Origin of the sequence: Pelagibius sp. Alg239-R121, assembly GCF_947331435.1 — a bacterium.
In the GTDB taxonomy this organism is placed as follows: domain Bacteria; phylum Pseudomonadota; class Alphaproteobacteria; order Kiloniellales; family Kiloniellaceae; genus Denitrobaculum.
Genome location: NZ_CAMZOF010000002.1, coordinates 407,913 through 430,313 on the forward strand (window position 1 = coordinate 407,913; position 22,401 = coordinate 430,313).

The following is a 22,401-nucleotide window of genomic DNA, read 5'->3' on the forward strand; positions in this document are numbered from 1 at the left end:
ATTTGTCCTCAATCAAGATGATCAAGCATCTAAATTCGATTTCGTCGAATTCCGATATGCGGAATTATATTTTAAATGTTGGAATTAAGAAACTTGATCGTTATCCTTCGGGCAAACGCTTGTTAGGCGTCTGATCGTCATGTCCGAAAGGCGTCGAAGACGCCGGGCACTTGCTTTAGAATAACAGCTGAAAACAGCAATGCAGCAGAAGCCGGGAGATCGGAATGAGTGAAGTGGTGCGTCTTGAACGCCACGGAGATATCGCAGCCATCGTGGTGGACAATCCCCCGGTCAATGCACTGGGCCAGGCCGTTCGGCAAGGCCTCTCGGAACGGCTCGCCGAAGCCGTCGGCGACGACGCAATCCATGCGATTCTGATTCTCGGTGCCGACAGAACATTTATCGCCGGTGCCGATATCCGCGAGTTCGGCAAGCCGCCGCAGCCGCCTTCCCTCCCCGACGTTATCGTAGAAATGGACGCCAGTCCGAAGCCGATCATCGCTGCCCTGCACGGGACGGCTCTGGGTGGCGGTTTCGAGGTCGCACTCGGTTGCCATTACCGGGTTGCCCTCGCAGACGCGAAAGTCGGTTTGCCCGAGGTCAAACTCGGCATCCTGCCTGGCGCCGGCGGCACCCAGCGCACGCCACGGCTGATCGGCGCAGCGAAAGCGTTGCAGATGATTCTCTCGGGCGACTTCGTGGCCGCCGACAAGGCGCTGGAACTCGGCCTGATCGACCAGGTCAGCGGCGCCAAAACACCGATGGAAGCAGGCTTAGCCTTTGCCCGCCAGGTGGTGGACGGCGCCTATCCTCTCCGCCGGGTCCGTGACCTGGAGGACGAAATCCTCTCCGATCGGGGCAAGACCGAAGTCTTCGATGAAGCGCGGGCCAAACTGCAAAAGACGGCCCGCGGCCTCTTCTCGCCCCACAAGATCGTCGATGCAATTCAGGCCGCAATCGAGTTGCCCTTCGACGATGGCATCACGCGCGAGCGGGAACTGTTCCGTGAATGCCTTGATTCACCGCAGCGTGCCGGCCTGATTCACGCCTTCTTTGTCGAGCGGCAAGTCGGCAAGGTCCCCGGCCTGAAGGGCGCGGCACGGCGGCCACTGATGTCCGCCGGTGTCGTAGGTGGCGGAACCATGGGCGCCGGAATCGCCGTCTCCATGCTGCTGTCCGGCCTGACCGTGATGATGATCGAACGGGACGAAGAAAGCCTCGCGCGTGGTCTGGCAACCGTCGACAAAATCCTGGATGCCTCAGTAAAGCGCGGCAAGCTGACGGAGGACAGCAAAGCTGCCGTCATGGCGGAGAGCTTCGCCGGTTCTGTGGAGTATGGCGCGCTGTCAGATGTCGAGATCGTTGTCGAAGCGGTCTTCGAGGATATGGAAGTCAAGAAGGCGGTCTTCGCGGAACTTGATGCCGTCCTGAAACCCGGAGCCATCCTCGCGACCAACACCTCCTATCTTGACGTCAATGCCCTTGCGGCCGGAACCTCGCGCCCCGAGGACGTGATCGGACTGCATTTCTTTTCGCCCGCACACGTCATGAAGCTGCTGGAAATCGTGGTTGGCGATCAGACCGCGCCCGAGGTTGTCGCGACTGGCTTTGCATTGGCAAAGCGCCTGGGCAAGATCGGCGTGCGCGCCGGGGTCTGCGATGGCTTTATCGGCAACCGCATACTGGCCACCTACCGCAAGCAGATCGACTATATGGTCGAAGATGGCGCCAGCCCCTACGAAGTCGATGAGGCCATCCGCGCCTTCGGCTTTCCCATGGGCCCTTTCCAGGTCAGCGATCTGGCAGGCGTCGACATCGGCTGGATGACCCGCCGCCGCCTGGATGCAACCCGCGATCCACGGGAACGTTACGTGGAAGTTGCTGACCGGCTCTACGAAGCCGGCCGTATGGGCCAGAAATCAGGCGCAGGCTGGTATCTCTACAGCGACGGCGACCGGCGTGGCGCGAAGGATCCGGTGGTCGAAAACATCGTGATCGAGGAACGCCGCAAGAAGGGTATCGAAGCGAAAGCCTTGTCGCCGGAACAGATCCAGCGCCGCTATCTGGCCGCCATGATCAACGAAGCCGCCAAGGTGCTGGAGGAAGGCATCGCCCTGCGCCCGCTGGATATCGACGTCACCCTGCTCTACGGCTACGGCTTTCCGCGCTGGCGCGGCGGCCCCATGAAATATGCCGACATGGTCGGTCTCGATCAGATCCTCGCCGACATCCGTGGCTACGCCGAAGAGGATGCCTTCGCCTGGCAACCCGCCAAACTGTTGGTCGACTTGGTCGAGCGCGGCGAGAACTTCGAGAGCCTGAATCAGTCCGCTTAGGGAAAGGCGAAGCGTCATGGATATGAACTTCACGCCCGAGGAGGTAATCTTCCGCAACGAGGCCCGCAGCTTTCTAGCAGACCGGCTGCCGGACGCGTTGGCCGCTAAGGTCAAGGGTGGTAAGCGCCTGGGCAAGGCCGACTACGAGCTCTGGCACGACCGCCTGAAAAAACGCGGCTGGCTGGCCTGGCACTGGCCGGCCGAGCACGGCGGCACCGGTTGGACACCGATCGAAAAACACATCTTTGAGGAAGAGTGCGTCGCTGCCGGTGCGCCCAGAGTGGTGCCCTTCGGCCTTAACATGCTGGGGCCGGTCCTGATCAAGTTCGGCAGTGACGAACAGCGGTCCCACTACCTGCCGCGAATCCTCAACGGTGACGACTGGTGGTGTCAGGGTTATTCAGAGCCCGGCTCCGGTTCCGATCTCGCGTCGCTGAAGACCAAGGCTGTACGCGATGGCGATCACTATGTGGTCAATGGTCAGAAGACCTGGACCACATTAGGGCACTTCGCCGACTGGATCTTCTGCCTGGTGCGCACCGACAGCGACTGCAAGCCGCAGGAAGGTATTTCCTTTCTGCTGATCGACATGAAGACTCCCGGCATTACGGTGCAACCAATCATTACCCTGGACGGCGAGCATGAGGTCAACGAGGTCTTTTTCGAGGACGTGCGCGTACCGGTGGGTAATCTTGTCGGCGAGGAGAACAAAGGCTGGACCTATGCCAAGTACCTGCTGACCTACGAGCGCACGGGTATCGCGGGTGTGGCCTTTGCCAAGAGCGGTCTCGCTCACCTGAAACAGGTTGCGTCACGCCAGATGAAGGGCGGAAAACCCCTGGCGCAAGATCCGCTCTTTGCCACCCGTGTCGCGCAGGTCGAGATCGACCTCATGGCCATGGAAACCTTCAACCTGCGCATTGTTTCGGCGGCCCAGCACGGCGGCGTGCCCGGTGTCGAAAGCTCGATGTTGAAGATCAAGGGCACGGAGATCCGCCAGGAGATTACCGACCTGCTGCGCCGCGCGCTCGGCCCCTACGCCGCACCCTTCGTACCGGAGGCTTTGGACGCGGGCTATAACGAACCGCCGATCGGGCCTGATGAGGCCAATCCGGTCGCCTCGCAGTACTTCAACATGCGCAAGGTTTCGATCTACGGCGGATCGAACGAAATTCAAAAGAACATCGTCGCGAAGATGATGCTGGGCTTGTAGAGGAACAGACGGACCATGGACTTTAATCTGTCTGACGACCGCCGCATGCTGAAGGAAAGCCTCTCGCGTTTTCTGCAGGACCGCTACGGCTTCGAAACCCGCAACGAGATCGCCGGGTCCGAGGAGGGTTTCAGCCGGGAACTCTGGGCTCAGATGGCGGAACTCGGCCTGATTGGTGCCATGCTGCCGGAAGAGGTCGGTGGTTTTGGCGGCGAGGGCTTCGACATCATGACGGTGATGGAGGAGTTGGGCCGAGCCATCGTGGTCGAACCGGTTCTGCCCACCGCCGTGCTTGGCGCCGGGATCCTGGCCGACGCCGGGTCGGAGACGCAAAGATCGCTGCTGGAAAGTGTCATCGCGGGCGAACGATTGCTCGCCTTCGCCCACGGCGAACCGGAAAGCCGCTACAGTCTGTCGGAAGTCCGTTGCCGTGCGGAGAAGACTGGCAACGGCTGGTTCCTCTCTGGGCAAAAAGCGGTCGTGCTCAATGGCGACACGGCTGACAAAATCATCGTCTCGGCGCGGACCTCCGGTGCCGATGACGCGGAAAGCGGCTTGACGCTTTTCCTCATAGATGCAGATGCCAAGGGGCTGTCCGGTCGCGGCTACGCAACGGTTGACGGAGGCCGGGCGGCAGAGATCACACTCGATAGCGTCGAGGTTTCGGACGAAGACATGGTCGGCACGGTCGGCGAGGCCTTCCCCGTCATTGAGCGCGCCGTCGGGCGCGGCATTCTGGCCGCGTGTGCCGAAGCCCTGGGCGCCATGGAAACCGCAAAAGACATGACTCTGGAGTATCTCCAGACCCGTAAACAGTTCGGAGCGCCGCTCGGCAAATTCCAGGTCCTGCAGCATCGTATGGTCGAGATGTGCCTGGAGATCGAACAGGCCCGCTCTGCGACGATCCTGGCCGCGGGACGCATGAACGAAGATCGTGCTGCTCGCGAAGCGGCTCTCAGTGCAGCTAAGAATCTGGTCGGCCGTACAGCGCGCCTGGTGGCCGAAGAGTCCATCCAGATGCACGGCGGCATCGGAATGACCTGGGAGTACGCCCTGCCGCACTTCGCCAAGCGCCTCACCATGATCGATCATCTCTTTGGTGATGCGGACCATCACTTGGAGCGCTTCGCTGCGCTGTCCCAGGCTTCTTAAAGCGCAACGCAATGACCAACGAAACCGCAAGCCACGGCCGCCGCGACGACGACGGCGCGCTGATTTTCCAGAACGACACCGGAGCCCAAAAATCCATGGGCTACATGGCGCGGGTGTATCCCGAGCGTTCGGAGGTGTTTCTGACCATCGGGCCGCAACACAGGAATCGACGCGACGTCCTGCACGGAGGCATCATCGTAACCGTGATGGATTCCGCCTGCGGCTATGCCTGCAGCCGCCATGCCGCCGAGGATGCCGGTATCCCCTTTGTCACCATGTCCCTGACTACAAACTTTATCGCGCCGGTCGCCGAAGGAACGATCCGCGCCATCGCTCGCGTGACAGGCGGCGGCTACAAGACGCTCTTTTCAGAAGCGGAAGTCCGGGACGAAGACAACCGCCTCATCGCCACGGCGACCGGCGTCTTCAAGCGGTCGAATTAGAAAGCCCTCATGATCGAGACGAAAAAAGAAGGCGCAGTCCTGGTCGTTATCAACAGCGCGCCGGAAACACGCAACGCCCTTACGCCGGACTTCTACAGCGGCTTTCGCGAATTGCTGGAAACAGCACACGACGATCCCTCCGTTGCCGCCATTGTCTTGACCGGCGCCGGAAACTTCTTTTGCTCCGGTGGAAATGTTGCGGGTCTCAAGGCGCGCACGAGCATGAACGAAGCAGAGCGCCGCCAGGGCATCGATAAGCTGCACGGCATGATCTCCGCGATGCGTGCCTGCCCCAAGCCCATCGTCGCCGCGATCGAGGGTGGGGCCGCCGGAGCCGGTGTCTCGATGGCGTTGGCCTGCGATATGATCGTTGCGGCCAAAGACGCCTACTTCTCGGTGGCCTACGTCAAGATCGGCCTCACGCCGGATGGCGGCGCCACCGCCTTTCTCGCGCGCAGCCTGCCGCGCCAGCTGGTCAACGAACTCTGCCTGACCGGTGACAGGGTCAATGTGCAGCGGCTCCACGACCTCGGCATGATCAATCGGATCGTCGAAGCTGGCGAAGCCCTGGACGCGGCAGAGGAGATCGCTCATCGTCTGGCCAGCGGCCCGGGCCAATCCATGGCGCGCATCAAATCCCTGGTCGACGCAGGCGCCACCAACGACCTCGAAACCCAACTCGATCTTGAGGCCCAATCCATGGCGGCATCATTCGGCACGCCGGAAGGGGCCGAGGGCATCGCCGCCTTTCTGGAGAAACGCAAAGCCAACTTTCGTCCGGCAACGGACGATGAGGTTGGAGACGCATAAGCATGTTGGATAAAAACCGTGTTGGATAATTCTGTGCCCCTCGCCTACAAGACCACCGCCACGGAACTCTTCGGCATCCGCCTGCCGGTCGTCGCCGGCGGCCTGCAATGGCTTGCCAACGCCGACTATGTCTCGGCCGCCGGCCGCGCCGGAATCATCGGCTTTATCACCGCCGCCAGCTTCCCCGACATCGCGAGCCTGCGGGACGAGATCCGCAAGTGCCGCGACCTCTGCGACGGAGCGCCCTTCGGCGTTAACGTTTCGATGCTGCCGAAACTGGTTCAGGGTGAGCGGACCAACGAGATCTTCGCACTAATCGTCGAAGAGGGTGTGCGCTTCGTAGAGACTTCAGGACGTAATCCCGAGCCTTACCTGCCGCCCTTGAAAGAAGCCGGAATCGTGATCCTGCACAAGGTGCCGGCGGTCCGCTACGCCGCCAAGGCACAGTCGGTCGGTGTGGACGCGGTCTCCATCGTCGGCGCAGAATGCGGTGGCCACCCGGGCCTGGACGTCATCGGCAGCTTCGTACAAAGCGCCATGGCCGACGAACAGATCCAGATTCCCTACTTAATTGGCGGTGGCGTAGGCACGGGTTCGCAGGTCATCGCTGCCCTGGCCATGGGCGCGGCGGGTGTTGTGGTCGGCACGCGCTTTACCATTGCCAAGGAGATCTGGGCGCACGACGGCTATAAAAACCGTCTGATTGAAGCCAATGAACGCGACACCACCATGATCATGCAGTCGGTGCGCAACACAGTGCGCGCCCTGCGCAACGAGACCACCGAGATCGTCGCCCGGATCGAGGCGGAGCAGGAAGAGGTCACGATCCAGGATCTGATCCCCTACGTCTCCGGCAAGATTGGACGGCAGGCCTACGAGACCGGCGACTGCGCCCGCGGACTTTTGTCGGTTGGACAATCGGTGGTCTTCGCCGATGCCATCGAACCGCTCGCCGACATCGTGCGACGGTTCGAACAGGAGATGGTTCGGGCGAGCCAGCGCCTGAACGCGATCAGCGCAAGCTAAGCATTTACCCAAGCTTGCCCAAAAGCGATCACAGTTAAGTCACAGTTCCTGCCGACACTCCCATTCCATGACGATCAAACGGCGCAGCTTCTTAGCTGCCGGATTGGGCTTCGCTGCGGTATCGGGCTGGGCCTATCTGGAACGAAACCGCATTGGACGCGCGGCACCGGTGCTGCAAGCGGAACTCGAACAAGCGGTTCTCGGTCCACCGGAACCCTACATGACGCCGGACGGCTGGGCAGCCAAACTTGTTACGGCGGCGGAGAGCCAGATTGGCAAGACTGTCCGATACGATCCCGCCTACGTTCGAATTTCCTACCCCAGTGGCGACATTCCAATTGAGCGCGGCGTCTGCACGGACGTAATCGTGCGTGCCTACCGCGATGCCTTCGCCTTGGATCTGCAGCGCGCCGTGCACGAAGACATGCGCCGCGATTTCGCCGCTTATCCGAAACTCTGGAAACTAAAGAAACCCGATCCCAACATCGATCACCGCCGGGTGCCGAACCTGGTCACCTACTTCAGCCGCCAGGGTGCCTCGCTTGCGAACTCAAAGACACCTTCGGACTATCTGCCCGGCGACGTGGTCGCTTATCTCTTTCCCCGCGCCCGGACCCACATTGCCATCGTCAGCGACCGCGCCAGCCGCGACGGCAAGCGCCCGCTGATCATCCACAACAGTGGCTTGGGCACCCGCCGCAACGACCAGCTTTTCGCCAACCGCATCATCGGCCACTTCCGCTTCCCGCCGCCAGCGGTGGAGTCCTGAACTGACCGTCGACAAGACCCGCCGTACGAAGGAACGCGTTTTTCATGGCAACGTACCAACTGCCAAGCACGCTGCTGTTTCGTTGCTATCTACTGTCAATCGTCATCACGATGACATCATTGCTTTACGCTGGTGTGATAGCGTTGATTGTCGCGCTCGGATCGAAAATCGACCTTACCGACCCTTCTGACGCTATTGACTTCTTTCTACTTGTATTCTTCATTTTCCCCGGCGTCTCGTCCTTGTTTATTTGGCCTGACTACAGGAGAAGAGTCGCGTTCAACAGCGCATGCCGTTCTGTTAGGATTGAGATTGTTGGCATCGCCTCTTGCCTTCCTACTTTGTTGATTTCCTTCTTCATTGTTACCTTCTTTGGCATAAGTTGAGACAGAGTGTTTGTTCGCAGCGTGACCCCTGCGCGAAATCCAAAACCCAGAGAAATTGCGATGAAATACCGCTGAGATTACGATTTTTATACGCATACGTATGAAATGTGATAAACTTCTACTGACTCATCTGAATTTACGACCGTTTCGGAGAGGCCCGATGAAACGCTTTTCGCCCCATGCACTCCTCGCAATCTTTTCCCTGAGCGTTTCCAGCGAAGCTTCGGCCTTCGTCAAAGAGGAAGGATGGCTGATTGCGGAGGAAGCCTGCATCGCCACGAGAAGCCTGCGCGCTTCGACCGGGGAACAGCTGGAGTTGGACCGGGCCTACCGGATGCTTGGCAAGAACAAGGCAGAGGCCACCCACTATCAGATCAGGCTCGATCCGGAAAGCAAGGCCGACCGATGGGTCAAGGTCTCCTGTGGTATCCATGTCGTCCGCGCCGAACTCGACGACCCAGGAACCGACGTCCCTACGGGCGGTGACGATGACAATGATGGTAAAGACGGGGACGGCGAAGGTGGCGACGGCAAAGGCGGGGATGGTGGGGACGGCAACGATGACGATCGCGAAGTTCCGCCACGCAAGACGGCTCTTTTGCTTGCCGTGTCCTGGCAGCCAGCCTTCTGTGAAACCCGTCCCGACAAAAAGGAATGCCGCAGCCAACATGAGGAACGCTTCGATGCTTCGAACTTCACCCTTCACGGCCTCTGGCCGCAGCCACGCGACAATGTCTATTGCGACGTCGATTCAGGCATGAAGAGGGACGACAAGGATCGTCGCTGGGACCGGCTTCCCCTTCTCGACCTCACTGCCGGCACGCGTACAGAACTGAATAAGGTTATGCCCGGCACCGCGTCTTTTCTCCACCGCCATGAGTGGGTGAAGCACGGCACCTGTTATTCGGAAAAACCGGAAACCTACTATCGGGATTCTCTGAGGGTGATGGAGCAACTCAACAACTCCGATGTTAAGTCGCTCTTTGCTGCAAACGTGGGTCAGAACATCTCAACGAGCGACATTCATGAGGCTTTTGAGAAGTCGTTCGGAGCAGGCAGCAGTCAGCGCGTGCAGGTGACCTGCAAGAACGATGGCGGCCGCCGTCTCATCACCGAACTAAAAATCCACCTGGCCGGACCGCTCGGCGAAGACGCAGACCTTGCAGCCGCCATCGGCGCCGGGGACAAAACATCGCCCGGCTGCAACGACGGCATCGTCGACCCGGTCGGCCTGCAATAAACCGATCGGATCTCTAGGTCTCTGCATTGAGCTTTAGACCCGTTCGATCACCATGGCGATGCCCTGTCCTGCACCTATGCACATGGACAGCAAGGCATAACGGCCCCCGGTGCGTTCCAATTGGCGCAAGCCCGTCAGGACAATGCGTGCACCTGAGGCACCGAGCGGATGGCCCACCGCGATTGCGCCTCCGTTGGGATTGAGGCGCGGATCGTCACCGTCTAGACCAAGGATCTTACAGCAGCCGAGCACCTGGGTCGCGAATGCCTCGTTGATCTCGATGACGTCCATGTCCTTCATCTCGAGTCCGGCGCGCGCCAGAGCCTTTGGAATGGCGTAAGCCGGCCCGACTCCCATGATGCGCGGCGGCACACCGGCGATCGCACCGGCAATAACGCGGCCTCTAGGCGCGGCCCCCGCTTTCTCGCCGGCGGCACGCGATCCCATGATCAGCGCGCCCGCGCCGTCATTGATGCCCGAGGCATTGGCCGCCGTAACCACACCTCCATCGAACAACGGCCGCAGTGAATTCATCTTCTCCAGCGTCGCTTCCGGCCGCGGGTGCTCGTCAGCCGTGACACTCAAAGACGGTTTCTTGCGGCCCTGCGGCACTTCGGTCTCGCAGATTTCCTCTTCGAAAAAGCCGTCTGCCCGGGCCGCTTCGTATTTTTGCTGCGAGCCGAAAGCGAAGGCATCGGAGGCTTCACGGCCGATATCGAAGTCCTTGTCGATGTTATCGGCGGTCTCTGGCATGGACTCTACGCCGAAGTCCGCGGCAATTTTGGGGTTAGGAAAACGGCTGCCGATCGCACTGTCATACATCTCAAAGGTACGCTGATAAGGTGTGGCCGACTTACCCATCACTAACGGCGCCCGGGTCATGCTCTCGGTCCCGCCGGCGATGTAAAGATCAGCTTCCTTTACTGTAATCGAGCGTGCCACATCGAGCACCGCCGACATGCCCGACCCGCAGAGCCGGTTGACCGTCAAACCACCGGTCTCGACAGGTAGTCCCGCCAACAGACCGGCAAAACGCCCGACATTGCGACTGTCTTCGCCGGACTGACAGACGCAACCGATGACAACGTCTTCATAATCTTCTTTGGCGAATGGCGCACGCTCGACGACCTGACGCATGACGTGTCCAAGCAAATCATCTGGTCTTACCGGAGCGAGAACGCCGCTATGGCGACCGAAGGGAGTGCGCAATCCATCGTAAATGTAAGCATCGAGCATTGTCAGAAATTCCAGGCTTTCTTTAGGGTTGAGAGCAGGTCACGAGTCGATTCAGGTTGCCATTTCCCCATCAGGTCGGGCAAAAAAATCGATCAGTTTGTGTTTGAGAATTTTGCCGGTGCCGGCTGCAGGCAATCTGTCGGTCAGGATCATGCGCGACGGCACCTTGTAAGGGGCGAGGCGATCCTTCACATGGCGGCGCAGGGCCTCTTCGGTCACGCCCGCGGCCTTGCGAATCTCGACGAAGGCAATCACGTCTTCATTGCCGTCTTTCATGCGCTCGCCAACAACGGCGGACTGCACGACGCCGGGAAAGCTGTTCAATGCCGTTTCGACTTCGGGCGGATAGACGTTGAAGCCGGAACGGATGATCAGTTCCTTACAGCGTCCAACCACATAGATCCAGCCGGTCTCGTCGAACCGCCCCAAGTCACCGGTGTGGAGATAACCATCGGCATCGATCACCTCGGCGGTCGCCTGCGGGTTCTTGTAGTAACCCATCATGACATTGGGCCCTTTGACCACGATCTCGCCGACGCCATCGCGCAACTCGCTTTGCCCCGGCGGCGGCATCAGGCGAACATCGAGACCGGGCAAAGGCGGTCCTGCGCTATCGTCGCTGCGCTCATGCCCGGGAACCGTCGCGGAAATTCCAGGCGAGGTCTCGGTCATCCCATAGCCATTGTGCAGAGTGAGGCCGAAAAAATCCTCGATCTTACGCTTCCAATCGACATCCAGCGGGGCACCGCCCGCCGAGAGGTAGCGCAGCTTCGGCGCCTCGAGGTCAGTGATATCGTGATCGGCACAGTATTTCAGAATTTGCGCATACATAGCAGGCACACCCTGCATCACCGAGACACCCTCAGCATAGGCGGCGAGCACGTCCGCTGGCACGAAACGCGGCACATAGCGAATTAAGGCTCCGGCACGGATCGATGCGAGAAAAGCCGAGGCGAACGCGAAAACGTGGGTCATCGGCAGGACACAATAAAGATACTCACCGGCGAGCAGGCCTCGAACGTTTTTAGAGGCCTCGGCCATGTAAAGCAGATTCCGGTGGCTCAGCATGACGCCTTTGGGATCGCCCGTGGTACCTGTCGTGTAGAGAAGGGCCGCAACCTGTTCCTCGGGCGCTGCGAAAACCGGCTCTGCTTCAACCTCGGGAAAGCTGGACAGCATGACCTGGCCAAAGGCGGCTTTGTCAGACTCGCTTGCAGAAAAGGTGGCCGCATGCCGGGCCGCTGCATCCGACGACTTGTGGGTAAAGATCATAACCCGAGGCTTGCAGTGGGCAACGATACGTTTGATCTCGCTTTCGGTCATGCGCGCGTTCAAGGGATTCACCCAGGCGTCGAGCCGGCTGCAGGCAAGTATCACCGCGGCGGACGCTACCGAGTTCTCGGAGACCAGCGTAACTCGATCACCCGCTCGCACACCGGCACTTTGGAGCAGACCGGCCGCCTGTGCCACGGCGTCAGAAAATGCTCTGAAGGTAAGCGACCGGCCATCAAAGTCGATGCAGGCCTGCGCCTCCGGCCGTTCTTCCAGCCAGAGATCGAGCATTTCATGGATCCGCCGCATGGAGACCTCGCCCTTCAAAACCTTTGCCGCTCCTATCTTCACATCTCAATACGAAACTACGGACGAGCCAAATTCGCCCAAAGCCACATGACATTCTGTTTCCTGTCGTCTTTAGGCTGCAATGCTCCAAGCACATAGTGCAATGGGCGATGAAAGCCGTACACTCAATTAACGCGGAAGCTGATTCACGTGATGCGCCGATTTCGTGAAGAACGATCAGACTCCGTGAATATCAGCGGCAACAGAGTGGAATTATGATTGCCGATTGCTCAACAGAAAATCATGCGGTAGCATCTCGGTCAACATGCAGAATTATATTCCGCATGTTGGAATTGAAACTAAGCGACCGTTGCGAGGCACTAACGCCTCTTGGGGCGCTGATGAGGTTGGAAACCTGCGATCCTGATCACTTCACGGTGAATCACTGTGGGACAGGCTTCAACTTCGTGGAAAAAGACGAGAGCCTGACCGTGAACCGCCAAACCGGTGAAAAGCGCGAATCGGGGCTTCATTCGTATGGTTAGAGGGTGTGTTTCTCATCATCGGCAACGAGGAACAAGACTGCACCCGGCAACACGGTTCGAAGAAACCGGCAGACAGGAAACATCAAGGCGGAGGAACGCAATGAGCTTATGGACAAAATTCGCAGGTGCCGCGACAGCGGCAGCTGTGGCTGGTGCAGCCGTACTGACGACGGGCGTGGCTGTGCGTGCCGAAACGGTTCTCACCTATGCAGAGGCATCGCCAAACCGCGGCGCGCGCGCCAAAGCGCTCAACTGGTTTGCCGATGAGATCGCAAAGCGCTCGAACGGTGATTTGAAGATCGAATTCCAATGGGGCGGGGCATTGTTCGACGCCAAGTCGGCGTTGAAAGGCATCGGTGACGGCGTTGCCGATATGGGCTCGGTCATTGCCGCCTATGTCCCCAAGCAGATGCATGCCCTTGCGGTCGCAGACCTGCCGCTCGGCAATCCCGACGGCTGGGTCGGCATGCGGGCAACCTATGATATTGCTTTGAAAAACGAAGCTCTGAAAGCCTCGTTCGACAAGCAGAACGTCGGCTTCGTAGCGGCGTTTTCGACCTCAGCCGTCCAGATCGCCTGTAAGGGTGATGCGATCCGGACCGTCGAAGACATCAAAGGCAAAAAGGTTCGTGGCATCGGCGCCTACGGCAAGGTCTTCAAGGACTTCGGTGCCAATATGGTACGGATGAGCATCTACAAAGCCTATCAGGGACTGGATACCGGCCTGATCGACTGCTCACAGGGCTACACCTACGCCATCCGGGCTCTGAAACAGTATGAAGTCTCTGACAGTCTGACGATATTCGACTGGGGCCAGATCGGCGCCTTTGTGATGTTCGGCAACAAGGACAGCCTCGCCGCCCTCTCGGACTCGCAACGTGCGGTTCTGCGGGAAGTTTCGGGCGAGTTCGCGGATCACTACGGCGCAATGCTTGAGAAGGCGAACACTGCTGCTGAGAAGGCCTTCACGGACGGCATTGATGGCCGTAAGGTCGAAATCATCCGCCTGGAAGCTTCAGAGCGCGCGAAGCTTCTCGAAGCCAGCAAGAAGTACGTGTCGGAGTGGGTCAGTAAGGCAAACGACAACGGCATGCCGGGCGACGCGGTTCTGGCAGAGTATCAAGGCCTGATCGCGAAATACCAGACGGAACGCGATGAAAAAGGCTATCCCTGGGCACGCTGACTTCTCTTAATCCAATGACACGGGGAGCAGTGTGATGCTTGGAATTGTCGAACGCGCTCTTTCCGGCGTTGCGGCTCTCTGTGTGATTGGTCTCTGTCTCGTCATAACCGGCACCGTCGTCTCCCGCTGGCTTTTGGGGTGGGGTATTCCGGACGACGTTACGATCGTGCAGGAGCTCATGATCGGCGCGATCATCTTGCCGCTTGCCTATGTGACCAGCAGCCGAAGTCACATCGCGGTCGAGGTTCTGTATAACCGGCTTGGCCGGCGCACCCAGATCTATCTCATGGCCTTTGGAACCGCGTTCGGGTTCCTCGCGCTCTTACCGCTTACCTACGCTGCCTGGCACGAATTCGTGTACGCATACGAATCCGAGACCTATTTCTTTGGCGATCTCGAGCTGCCGGAGTGGCCCGGAAAAATGGCATTTTTTGTGGGGCTGTTCTTTTTTGTGCTCCGGCTTTGTCTCCTCACCGCAAGCGATCTTAAAGCAGCCTGGCGTGCAGGGTCGAGTGCCGGTCATTCGGGGAAAGTTTAGCAGGTGGATCCCATCGTTCTCGGCGCGGCGGGCTTCCTCGTCGTTTTGCTTCTACTCGCCATTCGAGTGCCCATCGCCTTTGCATTGGCAGGCATGGCGGCTATCTGCACACTTCTGTTCTTTGCGACAAAATCGGGAAACTTCGATCTGGTCCGTGCGATCCGGCCGACCACAACGATCCTCTTTTCCAACACCTTCGAACTGATTCACTCCTATAACCTCAGCATGGTTCCGCTCTTTATCGCGCTGGGCCATGTCGCCTACCGGGCTGGAATCACCACTGACATCTACCATGCAGCACGGATCTGGCTGGCGCGGATTCCCGGTGGCGTGGCCATGGCCTCGATCATCGGCTGCGGCGGATTTTCCGCGATCACCGGCTCCAGTGTTGCCTGCGCCTCGGCCATGGGACGGATCTGCGTTCCCGAGATGCTGCGCTTCAACTACGATCCAAGGCTGGCAACCTCCTCGGTCGCCGCCGGGGGAACGCTCGGCTCTCTCATTCCACCCAGCGTCCTGTTCATTATCTATGGGATCTTCACCGAGACCTCGATCAACAAGCTGTTCCTGGCCGGCGTCATCCCCGGGCTGCTGTCACTGCTGGGTTTCCTGGTGGTCATCTATATCTGGGTTAAACGGGATCCGGGCGCCGGTCCCGCGCCCGGTTCAGCCATCACAACTGAAGAACGCAGCAGCGCCGCTTTCAAGGCCTGGCCGGCCTTTTTGCTGTTCGCCATTGTGATCGGCGGTATTTACGGCGGCGTCTTTACCGCCACTGAAGCCGCCGCAATCAGCCTGTCCATCACGTTGCTGATCAGCGTCCTGCAACGGCGCCTGTCGCTCGCCGACTTCAAGTCCGCAATGTGGGAGACGGTGACCCAAACCTCGGCAATCTTCTTCATCGCGGCCAGTGCAAAGATGTTCGTCGCCTTCATCGCTCTGACCGGCATCGCACCCACGCTGGTCGGCTCGGTGGAAGCATCGCAGCTGGCTCCGTGGCTGGTGCTCCTTGCGATCGTAGCCATCTATCTGGCCATGGGAATGTTCCTGGATCCTCTTGGCATCATGGTTCTCACCCTGCCCTTTGTCGTGCCGCTGGTCGAGGGTATGGGACTCGACCTGATCTGGTTTGGCGTGGTGGTGGTGAAGCTGCTGGAGATCGGTCTGATCACACCACCGGTCGGACTGAATGTCTTCGTTATTTCCAGTGTCGTCGGCAGCGAGGTGCCCCTGGAGCGCATCTTTGCAGGCATCCTCAGGTTCCTCGCTATGGATATCGTCGTGCTCGCCCTGCTGGTCGCATTTCCTGTGCTCTCGCTACTGCTTCCCAACTCCATGTGGCAATGACAATCATTATCATGGTTATTGCGTTTCATTCTCATCTATCCAATTGATTCTATTCATTTTTTCTTGTTAAAAACCAAATTAAACTCTATTCTTCCAGGCTCTGGCTTCCGAGTTTCTAACGACAATTTAAAAGACGCAAAAATCCGTCGCCTGGCTTCCTTCACAAGTGAAGATAGTTAGGGCGAAAGCGGATTCGAACAGCGAGGTGGTGAGATGAAAGGCGACAAAAAAGTCATCGAGTTCCTGAACGCAGCGCTCAAGAACGAACTTACGGCAATCAATCAGTATTTTCTGCATTCGAGAATGCTCAAGGATTGGGGTGTCTCAAAGCTCGCCAAGCACGAGTACGAAGAATCCATCGATGAGATGAAGCACGCCGACGAGTTGATTGAGCGGATCCTGTTTCTGGACGGCCTGCCGAATCTTCAGGATCTCGGAAAGCTCATGATCGGAGAGAGTGTCAAAGAGATCCTGGAGTGCGACCTGAAGCTCGAGCATGACGCCCTTCCGACGCTGCGCGACGGCATCGCCCATTGCGAGAAGGTCGGCGACTACGCCACGCGCCACCTCTTTCGCGAGATCCTGAGCAGCGAAGAAGAACACATCGATTTCATCGAGACGCAATTCGATATGATTGAGCGCATGGGTATCGAGAATTACACGCAGCTCCAAAGCAGTCCCGCCGAAGACTGAACGCCCCATAGGCCAGGAGGTGCAGGCCTGGTATCGGCACTCACCCCGCTTTTCCCATTGGGGCTCCGGCTCTTCGTCAGTTGGTGAGCACGCGATCGCCGCGCGCACGCACATTGAACGGCCTGGAGACACGCCAGCTCGTTCAATTTGAATCTCCGGTTGATTTGCATCAAAGCCAAACGGGCGCCGTTGATCTAGCAATAATGGCGTGGTGCGGTCTCCGTCAGCAAAGGAGATTGCGCCGAAACCTTTGCCTTGCCTTCTGCGAGATCAATCGCGATGGACCAGACAGCTCCCGTCGCCGCGCCCACCGGCTCGCCTGTTGTCACGCTCGCGACACGCGGTCTGACAAAGCTTTACCGCACCGGCGAGGTTGAAGTTCAAGCCCTGCGCGGCATCGACCTCGAGCTCTTCGAGGGTGAATTGGTTGTCTTCCTCGGGCCGTCGGGCAGCGGCAAATCGACTCTACTCAACATCCTCGGTGGTCTCGACCAGCCAACAGCGGGAGAGGTGACCTTTTACGATCAGGTTTTGACCAGTTATGGCGAATCGGCGCTGACCCGTTACCGCCGCGACTACGTCGGTTTCGTCTTTCAGTTTTATAACCTAATCCCAAGCCTGACCGCGCTGGAGAACGTCGCTCTGGTAACCGAGATCGCACAGGCGCCGCTCGATCCAGCCGAAGCCTTGGGGTTGGTCGCCTTGGACGATCGGCTGGATCACTTTCCCGCGCAGCTCTCCGGTGGCGAGCAACAGCGCGTTGCGATCGCCCGTGCAATCGCCAAACGGCCGAAGGTCTTGCTTTGCGATGAACCGACCGGCGCGCTCGACAGCAAGACCGGGATCCTGGTGTTGCGCGCCATTCAGCAGGTCAATCGGGAACTCGGGACCACCACTGCGCTAATCACCCACAATGCGGCGATCGCCGACATGGCAGATCGCGTGGTGTCCTTTGGCGACGGCCGGATTGTCGAAGTGCGCGTCAATTCAGAGCGGTGCGACCCGGAGGAGCTGCAGTGGTAACCGGCGCATGAACATGCTCGATAGAAAGCTAATACGCGATCTCTGGCGCCTCAGAGGCCAGGTGATTGCTATTGCCCTCATCGTTGCATCCGGGATCGCGCTCCTGGTCATGTCCCTGACTTCGTTGGAAGCCTTGCGCGAAACAGCGGATGCCTACTACGAACGTTACCGCTTTGCAGGAGTCTTCGCCGACGTGAAACGGGCACCGGCGCCGTTGGCCCATCGGATTGAGGCAATTCCGGGCGTCCAGGCGGCCGAAACCCGGATCACCGAGCAGGCTGTGATCGATGTCTCCGGTTTCGCGGAGCCGGTGATGGCGGTTCTGGTCTCTCTGCCCGAAGAAGGGCAACCGATTCTCAACCGCCTCGCTCTCGAGCGCGGGCGCTGGGTGGCACCGAACCGGGACGATCAGGTCATTGTCAGCACCCCCTTCGCCGAAAGCCATGGACTGGAGCTCGGCGACCAAGTGTCAGTGATCATGCGTGGCAATAAGCGAAAAATGACCATCGTCGGCATGGCGCTTTCGCCTGAGTTTGTCTATGCCATCGGGCCGGGCGCACTGATGCCCGATGACCAGCGCTACGGCGTTTTCTGGATCGGCCGGAAGACAATGGAAGCGGCCTACGACCTGGATGGCGCCTTTAATAACGTCACCTTGTCCCTTCTACGCGGAACCAATCCTAAAGACGTCGTGGAGCGCCTCGACCTCCTATTGGCGCGGTACGGTGGAATCGGAGCTTATGAACGAAAAGATCAGATTTCGCATTGGTTCCTGATGAATGAGCTGGAGCAGCTGCGCTCCATGGCCAGGATCCTTCCGTCTATCTTCCTCTTGGTCGCAGCCTTTCTGACCAACATGATTCTGGCACGGTTGATCGCCATCGAACGCAGCGAGATTGGTCTGCTGAAGGCCTTCGGTTACAGCAATTTCGCGGTCGGATGGCATTACGCAAAGATGGCAGTGGCCATGACTGCCTTGGGCGTTCTTCTGGGCTGGGCACTCGGATTTTGGCTGGGCCGCTACAACACGGGAATCTATGCAGAACTCTTTCATTTTCCCTTTCTGTTGTTTCGGCCAGGGCCGGATTCCTTTGCGACCGCTGCATTGGTCAGCCTGGCTGCGTCGCTTGCCGGCGCCATGATCGCCGTGCGCGGAGCGGTAAGCCTGTCGCCGGCAGAGGCCATGCAGCCGCCCGCGCCACCATCCTTTCGCCACCACGGTTCTGCCTCAGGACGTGGCCGCAGCGCACGCAACTGGATCGACCAGCCGACACGTATGATTTTTCGTCAGGTTCTTCGCTGGCCGCTGCGTGCCGCCGCCACCATTACCGGTGTCGGGCTCGCAGTCGCGGTGATGATCACCTCATTGCACTGGGTCGATGCAATCGATCACATGATTGACATCGACTTCTTTCAAGCCCAACGGCAGGATATGACCGTGGGTCTGTCCGAAGCCCAGGGCCAACGCGTTGCCCTGGAATTCGCCACGCTTCCAGGCGTACTCGCCGCCGAAGGCAGCCGCACTGTCGTGGCGTCGTTCCACAGTGGGACACGGCGTCATCGCGGGTCGATCGAGGGGATCAGCGCCGACGCCCGTCTGCAGGTCGTCTATGATGCCGACGGTGGCATCGTACGGCCGCCGCCAGACGGCTTGATCCTATCTGAAATGCTGGCTCAAAAACTCGCCGTCAGCGTCGGCGATCAGGTTTGGGTCGAAGTACTGGAGGGGCGGCGACCGAATACACAACTGACCGTCGCAGGAGTCTTTGAAACATATTTCGGCATGCCTGCATACATGGAGTTAGAGGCCCTTAACCGCATAATGCGCGAGCCGCACCGGGTCGCCACGCTCGCCCTCCTCGTCGACCGCACTCAAGAAGTTACGCTCTTTGCCGAATTGAAAGACCTGCCAGAGGTCGCAGCCGTCGCGTTGCGGCGGGCTTTGGTCGATCGCTTCAACGAAACCATGGGGCGTTCGCTGCTTGTTTTCGTCGGTTTCTTCATTGTTTTTGCCAGTACGCTGTCTGTCGGCGTGGTCTACAATGCCGCACGCATCGCTCTCTCGGAGCGCGGACGCGAGCTCGCCACACTTCGGGTGCTTGGCTTCAGTCGATGGGAAATCTCATACATCCTGCTGGGTGAAACCGGCCTGCTGATCGCCATTGCATTGCCTTTGGGCTGCCTTTTTGGCCTCACCCTCGCCTGGTTCATATCTCTTGGCTTCGAGAGCGAGCTGTTTCGAGTGCCTCTGGCAATCACGCCCGCAACCTTTGGTGTGGCGGTGGCGACAACGCTGGTCTCCACCTTACTGTCCGGCTTGCTGGTCAGGCGTCGGCTCGATCAACTCGACCTGATCGAAGTCCTCAAGACACGGGAGTAACTCAAAAGTGTCGAATCTGTCACGACGCGTAGTGATCTGGAGCCCGGCAGGCCTGGCCCTGGCGGTTGGACTTGCCTATGCTTTCTGGCCGAAACCCTTGCCGGTCGATCTGGCCCAGGTTGAGCGCGCGCCCCTGGTGGTGACCCTCGATGAGGAGGCCGAAACCAGGATCATGGATGTCTTCGTGCTCTCGGCACCGATCGCCGGGCGCGCCCTGCGCATCGATCTGGAAGTCGGTGACCGGGTGGTCGCCGGCGAGACAGTTGTCGCGCAGATCGAACCGGTCGATCCCGCCTTCCTCGATCGCCGCAGCGAAGCCGAAGCCGAGGCTGCGGTCGAGACCGCCCTGGCTGCCCAGCATCTGGCGCTGGCAGAAGTGGATAAAGCCGAAGCCGAGCAGGACTTCTCGACAACCGAACTCAGCCGGGCCCGGCGTCTGATCAAATCCGGCACCATCACACAGCGCCGGCTCGACGACGCCGAGCGCGACTTTCGCACCAAATCAGCCGCCGTCGAAACCGCAAAGGCCCGTTTACGCATGCGCGACTGGGAGCTGCAACAGACGCGCTCGCGCCTGCTCTCGCCGGTTCAAGTTCGCGCGGAAGGCGGAATCTGCGAGTGCGTGGCGATCACTGCACCGGTCAGCGGGCGTATTCTCAAGATCCTGCATGAGAGTGAGGGTGTCGTCGGTGCCGGCGAGGCGCTGGCAGAGATCGGCGACCCGCAAGCACTCGAGATCGAGGCCGATTTCCTATCCGAGGATGCAGTCAAGATCGAGGCTGGTCAACGCGTGATCATCGATGCCTGGGGTGGCGCCAAACCCCTCACCGGACGGGTTCAACGCGTCGAACCATACGGTTTTACGAAGATCTCAGCGCTCGGGATCGAGGAACAACGGGTTAATGTCATCATCGATCTCGAGGATCCGCCGCAAGATTGGTCCCGGCTCGGTCATGGTTACCGGGTCGAAGTCGATGTCGTTCTTTGGGAAAACCAGGAGGTCTTACAGGTGCCGTCAACCGCGCCATTCCGTAATGGCGTGCACTGGTCGGTTTTTGCGCTGCATGAAGGCCGGGCGGCTCTACGCAAAGTGACACTGGGCCACCGCACCGGACTTGCGGTTCAGATCCTCGATGGTCTGGCGGAAGGTGAATCGGTCGTCCTGCATCCCTCCGATCAGGTCGTCGACGGCCGACGGATCATCCTGCGGGAGTGACGGGCACAGACTCAGTTAAGTTTGGCTGGAAACACCGTGATTGTATTTAGCGCGGGGCGTGGGCTGGCCCGCTTCCATGGATTGAGCGTGCCTTAAGGGCGTCTTTTCTTCGTGGACCTCGTCGATGATATCCTGAGCCATCTCCAGGCATTGACCACAACGCGGCCCGCTTCCCATTTCGAAATAGGCGCGCCGGGCGCAACGAACACCGCTACGGGCAACTTCGCTGATTTCAGAATCTCGATATCCGTTACAAAGACAGACGTACATTCATATCTCCAAGAGAGCCCTTCGCTAAATCGCTCGTAAGGCGCTCTGCCACGTTGAACGAGAGACCGACACACATCCCATCTTGAACAAAGATGAAACGCCCAGGCTCCAGCATTCCTATAATGTGGAAACGTTAAGAATGATTGTCAATTGCATTTTTTTTAAGATTCTTTATGAGGCACTTGCCAAGGCGTCGGAAGACAAGTTTTCTATCTAAATAATTTGATAATGATAATCATTCTTAATACGATACTCAAACGCCCACACCAATGCGCTTGGCATCCAAGCAATGCGGTGGGACCGACCGAACGCCGGGAGCAAAGATTGCCTATTTCACAGACTGACAAAGCCGAGATGCCATGGCCCACATCCACGGCGGAGCTCGCTCCCGCCGAACAGTTCATTGTCTGGTCCTTTCGCCGCTGGGTTTCAGGCCTTAAGCAGAACACTGGAGACCAATGGAATTTCGTCTGGAATGAGTTTGCACGCCAGCTCGGCCCCCAGGACGGGCGCGATGCCCTTTCCGGTTTCGCCGGGCTGCTGAAGGCGCTGCAATGCAATGCGCGCCGGAGAATCTGCTATCATCAGCCTTGCTGTTCTTACCTTGGGGCCGATGAAGTCAGCGTCGTCTGTTTCGTCGCCGCCTGTCAAAACCGGCAACCCCTGCTGGCGCGCTCGCTTGCAGAATGGCTGATCAAGGCAGATGGCACAGGAGAGATGATGGAAGCGGGTTTCCGCCTCGCAAACCACATGCGGAGGCACGGCTTGCTCCTTCCTCAGCGTTGCGGATCTCATAATCCTGCGTGCTCGGACACCACACCTCCAAGGGCAGCCTCTGTTCTACACTGAAGCATTGCGCCAATTGGAGGCCGCAGGCGAAAACATGATGATTCGCGCGAATAACGGTCCGCGCGGCTCCACCAACTGGATAAAACGCTGACAAATGAGTTCGTTTGGTGTAGGACTATCGCCAAGTCGATGAGGCGCCAGCCTTGTCGGGTGAGATCGAGGGGTGGGGCTGGTGCATAGGGCGGG

Annotated in this window: 19 protein-coding genes; 15 read left to right on the forward strand and 4 right to left on the reverse strand. The window is 59.0% G+C overall.

Translation table 11 applies throughout. The features are described 5' to 3' along the window. Positions 1 to 224 precede the first annotated feature (224 nt). The 8 genes from QMZ18_RS09130 (at position 225) to QMZ18_RS09165 (ending at position 9,375) form a co-directional block, all read left to right on the forward strand. The gene (locus QMZ18_RS09130; protein ID WP_282605969.1) at positions 225 to 2,336 is read left to right on the forward strand and encodes a 3-hydroxyacyl-CoA dehydrogenase NAD-binding domain-containing protein; all 2,112 of its coding nucleotides are present in this window, start codon (positions 225 to 227) and stop codon (positions 2,334 to 2,336) included. Positions 2,337 to 2,352: 16 nt separating this feature from the next. Beyond that, positions 2,353 to 3,549 carry an acyl-CoA dehydrogenase family protein gene (locus QMZ18_RS09135; RefSeq protein ID WP_282605970.1) on the forward strand — a complete coding sequence of 399 codons (1,197 nt, stop codon included), beginning with the start codon at positions 2,353 to 2,355 and terminating at the stop codon, positions 3,547 to 3,549. A gap of 15 nt (positions 3,550 to 3,564) precedes the next feature. Further along, entirely contained in the window at positions 3,565 to 4,701 is a 1,137-nt protein-coding gene (locus tag QMZ18_RS09140) for an acyl-CoA dehydrogenase family protein (RefSeq protein ID WP_282605971.1), read from the forward strand. 11 nt (positions 4,702 to 4,712) lie between these two features. Then, positions 4,713 to 5,144, forward strand: coding sequence for a PaaI family thioesterase (locus QMZ18_RS09145; protein ID WP_282605972.1), 432 nt, complete (start codon positions 4,713 to 4,715; stop codon positions 5,142 to 5,144). 9 nt (positions 5,145 to 5,153) lie between these two features. After that, on the forward strand, positions 5,154 to 5,954 hold the full coding sequence (locus QMZ18_RS09150; protein ID WP_282605973.1) for an oxepin-CoA hydrolase, alternative type: 801 nt from the start codon (positions 5,154 to 5,156) through the stop codon (positions 5,952 to 5,954). Positions 5,955 to 5,972: 18 nt separating this feature from the next. Further along, entirely contained in the window at positions 5,973 to 6,980 is a 1,008-nt protein-coding gene (locus QMZ18_RS09155; RefSeq protein WP_282605974.1) for a nitronate monooxygenase family protein, read from the forward strand. Between the two features lie 67 nt (positions 6,981 to 7,047). After that, complete coding sequence (locus QMZ18_RS09160) at positions 7,048 to 7,749, forward strand: DUF1287 domain-containing protein (RefSeq protein ID WP_282605975.1); 702 nt, start codon at positions 7,048 to 7,050, stop codon at positions 7,747 to 7,749. Positions 7,750 to 8,295: 546 nt separating this feature from the next. Further along, a complete protein-coding gene (locus QMZ18_RS09165) occupies positions 8,296 to 9,375 on the forward strand; it encodes a ribonuclease T2 (RefSeq protein ID WP_282605976.1) in 1,080 nt (359 codons plus the stop codon). Positions 9,376 to 9,408: 33 nt separating this feature from the next. On the opposite strand, the gene QMZ18_RS09170 is transcribed toward QMZ18_RS09165, so the two are convergent. Both QMZ18_RS09170 and QMZ18_RS09175 read right to left on the reverse strand, forming a co-directional pair. After that, positions 9,409 to 10,611, reverse strand: coding sequence for a 3-oxoadipyl-CoA thiolase (locus QMZ18_RS09170; protein WP_282605977.1), 1,203 nt, complete (start codon positions 10,609 to 10,611; stop codon positions 9,409 to 9,411). 51 nt (positions 10,612 to 10,662) lie between these two features. Next, positions 10,663 to 12,192, reverse strand: a complete 1,530-nt coding sequence (locus tag QMZ18_RS09175) for a class I adenylate-forming enzyme family protein (RefSeq protein WP_282605978.1) — start codon at positions 12,190 to 12,192, stop codon at positions 10,663 to 10,665. Between the two features lie 624 nt (positions 12,193 to 12,816). On the opposite strand from QMZ18_RS09175, the gene QMZ18_RS09180 reads away from it, so the two are divergent. The 7 genes from QMZ18_RS09180 to QMZ18_RS09210 all read left to right on the forward strand — a co-directional run bounded on the left by QMZ18_RS09180 (position 12,817) and on the right by QMZ18_RS09210 (position 21,096). Then, positions 12,817 to 13,899, forward strand: coding sequence for a C4-dicarboxylate TRAP transporter substrate-binding protein (locus QMZ18_RS09180; protein ID WP_282605979.1), 1,083 nt, complete (start codon positions 12,817 to 12,819; stop codon positions 13,897 to 13,899). A gap of 34 nt (positions 13,900 to 13,933) precedes the next feature. After that, entirely contained in the window at positions 13,934 to 14,437 is a 504-nt protein-coding gene (locus QMZ18_RS09185; RefSeq protein WP_282605980.1) for a TRAP transporter small permease, read from the forward strand. Positions 14,438 to 14,440: 3 nt separating this feature from the next. Next, positions 14,441 to 15,784, forward strand: coding sequence for a TRAP transporter large permease (locus tag QMZ18_RS09190; RefSeq protein ID WP_282605981.1), 1,344 nt, complete (start codon positions 14,441 to 14,443; stop codon positions 15,782 to 15,784). Positions 15,785 to 15,997: 213 nt separating this feature from the next. Continuing rightward, positions 15,998 to 16,477: a bacterioferritin gene (gene bfr, locus QMZ18_RS09195; protein WP_282605982.1), complete on the forward strand. Its 480-nt coding sequence runs from the start codon at positions 15,998 to 16,000 to the stop codon at positions 16,475 to 16,477. Positions 16,478 to 16,756: 279 nt separating this feature from the next. After that, complete coding sequence (locus tag QMZ18_RS09200) at positions 16,757 to 17,500, forward strand: ABC transporter ATP-binding protein (RefSeq protein ID WP_282605983.1); 744 nt, start codon at positions 16,757 to 16,759, stop codon at positions 17,498 to 17,500. Positions 17,501 to 17,513: 13 nt separating this feature from the next. Continuing rightward, the gene (locus QMZ18_RS09205; protein WP_282605984.1) at positions 17,514 to 19,880 is read left to right on the forward strand and encodes an ABC transporter permease; all 2,367 of its coding nucleotides are present in this window, start codon (positions 17,514 to 17,516) and stop codon (positions 19,878 to 19,880) included. A gap of 7 nt (positions 19,881 to 19,887) precedes the next feature. Further along, a complete protein-coding gene (locus QMZ18_RS09210) occupies positions 19,888 to 21,096 on the forward strand; it encodes an efflux RND transporter periplasmic adaptor subunit (protein ID WP_282605985.1) in 1,209 nt (402 codons plus the stop codon). A 15-nt stretch (positions 21,097 to 21,111) separates the two neighbouring features. Here QMZ18_RS09210 and QMZ18_RS09215 read toward each other — a convergent pair whose 3' ends face one another. Both QMZ18_RS09215 and QMZ18_RS09220 read right to left on the reverse strand, forming a co-directional pair. Next, complete coding sequence (locus QMZ18_RS09215) at positions 21,112 to 21,366, reverse strand: bacterioferritin-associated ferredoxin (protein ID WP_282605986.1); 255 nt, start codon at positions 21,364 to 21,366, stop codon at positions 21,112 to 21,114. A gap of 429 nt (positions 21,367 to 21,795) precedes the next feature. Continuing rightward, complete coding sequence (locus QMZ18_RS09220) at positions 21,796 to 22,128, reverse strand: hypothetical protein (protein WP_282605987.1); 333 nt, start codon at positions 22,126 to 22,128, stop codon at positions 21,796 to 21,798. Positions 22,129 to 22,401 lie beyond the last annotated feature (273 nt).

Excerpts from the sequence above, each read along its gene's own strand:
- QMZ18_RS09135 (WP_282605970.1), top strand. The coding sequence starts at position 2,353 with ATGGATATGAACTTCACGCCCGAGGAGGTAATCTTCCGCAACGAGGCC.
- QMZ18_RS09165 (WP_282605976.1), top strand. The coding sequence starts at position 8,296 with ATGAAACGCTTTTCGCCCCATGCACTCCTCGCAATCTTTTCCCTGAGC.
- QMZ18_RS09160 (WP_282605975.1), top strand. The coding sequence starts at position 7,048 with ATGACGATCAAACGGCGCAGCTTCTTAGCTGCCGGATTGGGCTTCGCT.
- QMZ18_RS09175 (WP_282605978.1), bottom strand. The coding sequence starts at position 12,192 with ATGCGGCGGATCCATGAAATGCTCGATCTCTGGCTGGAAGAACGGCCG.
- QMZ18_RS09200 (WP_282605983.1), top strand. The coding sequence starts at position 16,757 with ATGGACCAGACAGCTCCCGTCGCCGCGCCCACCGGCTCGCCTGTTGTC.
- QMZ18_RS09140 (WP_282605971.1), top strand. The coding sequence starts at position 3,565 with ATGGACTTTAATCTGTCTGACGACCGCCGCATGCTGAAGGAAAGCCTC.
- QMZ18_RS09205 (WP_282605984.1), top strand. The coding sequence starts at position 17,514 with ATGCTCGATAGAAAGCTAATACGCGATCTCTGGCGCCTCAGAGGCCAG.
- QMZ18_RS09130 (WP_282605969.1), top strand. The coding sequence starts at position 225 with ATGAGTGAAGTGGTGCGTCTTGAACGCCACGGAGATATCGCAGCCATC.
- QMZ18_RS09170 (WP_282605977.1), bottom strand. The coding sequence starts at position 10,611 with ATGCTCGATGCTTACATTTACGATGGATTGCGCACTCCCTTCGGTCGC.
- QMZ18_RS09185 (WP_282605980.1), top strand. The coding sequence starts at position 13,934 with ATGCTTGGAATTGTCGAACGCGCTCTTTCCGGCGTTGCGGCTCTCTGT.
- QMZ18_RS09215 (WP_282605986.1), bottom strand. The coding sequence starts at position 21,366 with ATGTACGTCTGTCTTTGTAACGGATATCGAGATTCTGAAATCAGCGAA.
- bfr (WP_282605982.1), top strand. The coding sequence starts at position 15,998 with ATGAAAGGCGACAAAAAAGTCATCGAGTTCCTGAACGCAGCGCTCAAG.
- QMZ18_RS09150 (WP_282605973.1), top strand. The coding sequence starts at position 5,154 with ATGATCGAGACGAAAAAAGAAGGCGCAGTCCTGGTCGTTATCAACAGC.
- QMZ18_RS09180 (WP_282605979.1), top strand. The coding sequence starts at position 12,817 with ATGAGCTTATGGACAAAATTCGCAGGTGCCGCGACAGCGGCAGCTGTG.
- QMZ18_RS09145 (WP_282605972.1), top strand. The coding sequence starts at position 4,713 with ATGACCAACGAAACCGCAAGCCACGGCCGCCGCGACGACGACGGCGCG.